Here is a 3,351-nt window from a genome sequence, read left to right on the forward strand (position 1 = left end):
TTACAGATAAACACAGGCCACAAACAGTGACATATTATTGAAAGAAGTTAGTTATGAAGAACAAACAACAGTTTATTGCTCTTGAAAGCTTCGGATGATTAGTATTACTCGACTTTGATGTCACCACCTTTACATCTGTAACCTATCAACGTAGTAGTCTTCTACGGTCCTATATGGAATTCTCATCTCGTGGCTAGTTTCGCACTTAGATGCTTTCAGCGCTTATCTATTCCCAACGTAGCTACTCTGCAATGCCCCTGGCGGAACAACAGATTCACTAGAGGTTAGTCCAACCCGGTCCTCTCGTACTAAGGTCAGCCCCACTCAAAATTCCTACGCCCACAACAGATAGGGACCGAACTGTCTCGCGACGTTCTGAACCCAGCTCGCGTGCCACTTTAATCGGCGAACAGCCGAACCCTTGGGACCTTCTCCAGCCCCAGGATGTGACGAGCCGACATCGAGGTGCCAAACCTCCCCGTCGATATGAGCTCTTGGGGGAGATCAGCCTGTTATCCCCAGCGTACCTTTTATCCTTTGAGCGATGGCCCTTCCATGCAGAACCACCGGATCACTATATCCGTCTTTCGACCCTGCTCGGCTTGTCTGCCTCACAGTCAAGCAAGCTTATGCTATTGCACTCCTCATACGGTTACCAAGCGTATTGAGCTTACCTTTGAAAGCCTCCGTTACCTTTTTGGAGGCGACCACCCCAGTCAAACTACCCATCAAACAATGTCCCCCCTTTAGAGGGGTTAGACACCGAATACAAAAAGGGTGGTATTTCAACGTTGACTCCACAATACCTGGCGATATCGCTTCACAGTCTCCCACCTATCCTACACATCTTGTATCCAATGTCAATGTTAAATTGTAGTGAAGGTGCATGGGGTCTTTCCGTCCCGTTGCGGGTACCCGGCGTCTTCACCGGGACCACAATTTCACCGAGCTCATGGCTGAGACAGCGCCCAGATCGTTACACCATTCGTGCAGGTCGGAACTTACCCGACAAGGAATTTCGCTACCTTAGGACCGTTATAGTTACGGCCGCCGTTTACTGGGGCTTCGATTCAATGCTTCTCCTTACGGATGACATCCCCTCTTAACCTTCCAGCACCGGGCAGGTGTCAGGCCTTATACTTCATCTTTCGATTTTGCAAAGCCATGTGTTTTTGTTAAACAGTCGCCTGGGCCTTTTCACTGCGGCTGATATTGCTACCAGCGCCCCTTCTCCCGAAGTTACAGGGCCATTTTGCCGAGTTCCTTAGCCATGATTCACTCGAGCACCTTAGAATTCTCTTCCCGGATACCTGTGTCGGTTTGCGGTACGGGTTTTTATAACCTGAAGCTTAGCGGTTTTTCTTGGAAGTCTGATTACCTGCGCTATCTACGCCCCCGGAGGTTTGCAGTACTATCGGGTTTCAGCTAGGTCTGCGGATTTGCCTACAGTCCTAATACCTACGCCCTTCAACGATCTATTCCGTCAGATCGCGGCAGTGTCACTACTCCGTCCCCACATCGCAGTTATAAAAAGTACTGGAATATTAACCAGTTGTCCATCGAATATCCCCTTCGGGTTCTCCTTAGGCCCCGACTAACCCTGATCCGATTAGCGTTGATCAGGAAACCTTATCCTTTCGGTGGGCGGGTTTCTCTCCCGCCTTATCGTTACTTATGCCTACATTTGCTTTTCCAGAAGCTCCACCACAACTTACGTCATAACTTCGCTGCCGCTGGAATGCTCCCCTACCGTATCATATACAATATAATACCCATAGCTTCGGTGTATAGTTTAATGCCCGTTTATTATCCATGCCCGATCGCTCGACTAGTGAGCTGTTACGCACTCTTTAAATGAATGGCTGCTTCCAAGCCAACATCCTAGCTGTCTATGCAATCGGACCTCGTTAGTTCAACTTAACTATAACTTGGGGACCTTAGCTGATGGTCTGGGTTCTTTCCCTCTCGGCCCGTGACCTTAGCACCCCGGGCCTCACTGCAGTGTATATTATATAGCATTCGGAGTTTGTCTGGATTTGGTAGGATTTGACTCCCCCGCACCCAATCAGTAGCTCTACCTCTATATAACTTTACCACCACGCTGTTCCTAAAAACATTTCGGGGAGTACGAGCTATTTCCCAGTTTGATTAGCCTTTCACCCCTACCCACAGATCATCCGGAAACTTTTCAACGTTTATCGGTTCGGTCCTCCAGTACGTGTTACCGCACCTTCAACCTGTCCATGGGTAGATCACAAGGTTTCGCGTCTACCTCCCCTGACTATACGCCCTATTCAGACTCGCTTTCGCTGCGGCTGCGTGTCTTAAACACTTAACCTTGCCAGAGAAGAGTAACTCGTAGGCTCATTATGCAAAAGGCACGCCGTCACGCCACCTGGACGCTCCGACCGCTTGTAAGCACACAGTTTCAGGTTCTATTTCACTCCCCTGTTCGGGGTTCTTTTCACCTTTCCCTCACGGTACTGGTTCACTATCGGTCTCTCAGGAGTATTTAGCCTTACCGGATGGTGCCGGCAGATTCCCACAAGGCGTCTCCGACCTCGCGGTACTCAGGATACTACTAGACTAGTCTTACTTACGTGTACGCGGCTCTCACGCTATATTGCCAGGCTTCCCATCCTGTTCCACTTCATGTAACTAATGCCATATTGTAGTCCTACAACCCCAGATATGCCGTAACATAACTGGTTTGGGCTCTTTCCCTTTCGCTCGCCACTACTTAGGAAATCATTATTATTTTCTCTTCCTCTGCTTACTTAGATGTTTCAGTTCGGCAGGTTTGCGTACATTGTACGACTAGTCTTCAACTAGCCAGGTTTCCCCATTCGGAAATCTTCGGATTAATTCATATTTGCTAATACCCGAAGCTTATCGCAGCTTATCACGTCCTTCATCGCCTCTGAGAGCCAAGGCATCCCCTGTGTGCTCTTATTTACTTTCTTCTCTCCATAGCCTTTTGCGCCTATGGAAATGCTTTTTTTGATATGTCGTTATCTTTTCAGTCGATATCGTAATTGCTTACTTTACCTTCCTTCAAGCTAACAACGTCTCTATTGTTGTTTGCTCTTCTTTATTAACTTCTTCCAATATGTCAAAGAACTTTAGTTCCCCTATGATCATTCCTGATCATATATTTATGGTCTCTTGTATTTAGACCGGGTAATGTGGAGAATAACGGAGTCGAACCGTTGACCTCCTGCGTGCAAGGCAGGCGCTCTAGCCAGCTGAGCTAATCCCCCTTAGAATATATAATGTAGTCCCGAGCAGATTTGAACTGCTGACCCCTACATTATCAGTGTAGTGCTCTAACCAACTGAGCTACGGGACTAG

At 48.0% G+C, this 3,351-nt stretch carries 2 tRNA genes and 1 rRNA gene; all 3 read right to left on the bottom strand.

From position 1 onward, the window contains the following. Positions 1 to 79 precede the first annotated feature (79 nt). The 3 genes from R2Q66_RS23795 to R2Q66_RS23805 all read right to left on the bottom strand — a co-directional run bounded on the left by R2Q66_RS23795 (position 80) and on the right by R2Q66_RS23805 (position 3,349). Positions 80 to 2,963: ribosomal RNA gene (locus tag R2Q66_RS23795) — 23S ribosomal RNA — on the bottom strand. 223 nt (positions 2,964 to 3,186) lie between these two features. Further along, a tRNA-Ala gene (locus R2Q66_RS23800) sits at positions 3,187 to 3,260 on the bottom strand. Between the two features lie 15 nt (positions 3,261 to 3,275). Beyond that, positions 3,276 to 3,349: transfer RNA gene (locus R2Q66_RS23805), tRNA-Ile, on the bottom strand. Positions 3,350 to 3,351 lie beyond the last annotated feature (2 nt).

Origin of the sequence: Pedobacter gandavensis (assembly GCF_032677645.1) — a bacterium.
Lineage (GTDB): Bacteria > Bacteroidota > Bacteroidia > Sphingobacteriales > Sphingobacteriaceae > Pedobacter > Pedobacter gandavensis_A.